Source organism: Microbispora sp. NPDC088329 (assembly GCF_040685655.1).
GTDB lineage: Bacteria > Actinomycetota > Actinomycetes > Streptosporangiales > Streptosporangiaceae > Microbispora.
Genome location: NZ_JBFBIP010000060.1, coordinates 1 through 1,834, shown reverse-complemented (window position 1 = coordinate 1,834; position 1,834 = coordinate 1). Strand labels below are relative to the sequence as shown.

Genomic DNA, 1,834 nt, shown 5'->3' with positions numbered 1-1,834 from the left:
GGCGACCAAAGGCGCCCAATCCGCGGCACCAGCAGCGGCGACGGTATTGGCGGCAGCAGCGGTCGTGGTGGTCGCGGTGGCGGCGGGTGCGGTGACGGTATTGGCAGCGGTCGCGGCGGTCGCGGTGGCGGTCGTGGTGGCTGCGGTCGTGGTGGCGGCAGTCGTGGTGGCAGTCGTGGTGGCGGCGGTGGTGGTGGCGAGTTCGCGTAGCCGGGTGAGGGTGATCTGGAGTTCGACGATGCCGCCGCGGGCCTCGCGTGGGGGCCGTTGCGCGGTGGGGCAGGGGCGCCGGCGGGTGATACCGGTCAGCAGTAGGTGCCCGTCGTCGGCGCAGATGGCATAGCGCCACTGCCCGCTGAGCATGCCGGCGACGATGCGGCGGGCGTGAGCGGCGTGGACCATGCCCCAGCCGGGCAGGTGGGCCGGGTGCTCGTCGAGGCCGAGCAGGGTGGTCAGTTCCACCCGTATTTCCGGTATCGACCACCTCCAGCCCGCGACCGGCCGCTCACCGGCATGGTCAAGCCCTCGCCGGAGTCCCTTGTGCCCGGGTCCGTCCCCCGCCTCGTGGGCGAAATCGTGGCGGTCCTCACTCCCGGGGCTGTGCCCGCGCTGTTGCCCGGGGCTGCGCCCACGCTCGTGTCCAGGGCTGCACCCACGCTCGTGGGCGAAGTCCCGCCGCTGCTCGTGTGCGGAGTTGTGCCCGCGCTCGTGGGCGAAGTCCTGCCGCTGCTCGTGTGTGGGGTTGTGCCGGTGCCTGTGCGCGACCTCCTCGCTGGGGCTGTGTCCGTGCTCGTGTTCAGGGCTGTGGCCATGCTCGTGGGCGAAGTCCTGCCGCTGCTCGTGTGCGGGGTTGTGCCGGTGCCTGTGCGCGACCTCCTCGCTGGGCCTGTGTGCGGGGCTGTGTGCGGGGCTGTGTCCGTGCTGGTGTCCGGGGGTGGTTGCCGGTTCGCTGGTCCCGCCGGGCACCCCAGGACGCGCAGCGCTACCGCCCTTGTGGCCGGCTCCGCCATAGGATGCCGCGCGCGTTCCACCGTGGGGTTCAGGGCGTGTCCCCGCGTGGGGTTCAGGGCGTGTCCCCGCGTGGGGTTCAGGGCGCACCTGGCCGGACGTCTCACGGGGCACCTCAGGGCGAACCGCGCTTGCGGTCCTGTCGATGGTCTCACCAATGGCCCCCACCGCAGTTCCGCCGCCGGTCTGGTCGCCGGTGCCTGCACCGGTTTCCTCGCCGGTCTGGTCGCCGGGCTCGCTGCTGGTCTCGTCAGCGGTTCCCCCGCTGGTTTCCTTACCGGAGCTGCCGCCAGGTGCAACGTCGGTCTGGTCGCCGGTGTTGTCACCGGTTTCCTCGCCGGTCTGGTCGCCGGTTTCCTCGCCGCACGCGCCGCCGGTCTTCTCGGTGGTTTCCTTCCCCGCCGCAGCCGGGGGTGCGGGTGCGGGCGAAAGGTCAGGGGAGCCGGCCGGGGCGTCGGAAAAGGAGGTGTCACAGGCGTCCACGAAAGGGTGAGCGCGGACATGAGCGATGATCTCGGCATCGGACAGGCCTTCGAAGCTGCCGTCCAGACTGCCCAGGAACAGATCAGCACGAATGTGATCGACGGGACGGCGGTCCCCGGCGCGTTTGCACGCCCGGGCCAGCTCGTCGATGCGCTCACACCCGGCCACCGCCCGCTCCAGCGGCAGATCCAGGCCCGACACCGTCGCGGTGCCGTCGTCGTTGCGCATCCCGACCACCCGGCGTCTGCGCACCGCCTCCCGATAACGCCTTTCCGCCCAGCCCGGATCGATCGCCAGCACCAGACGCTGAATCTGCTCCACCAGCTCTCCCACCGTCCAGGTC

General features: G+C 71.6%; 1 pseudogene. It reads right to left on the bottom strand.

Going from position 1 to position 1,834, the window contains the following annotated elements:
* Nucleotides 1-1,812, bottom strand: a pseudogene (locus AB0O28_RS39765) (hypothetical protein); the annotation flags it as partial.
* Nucleotides 1,813-1,834 lie beyond the last annotated feature (22 nt).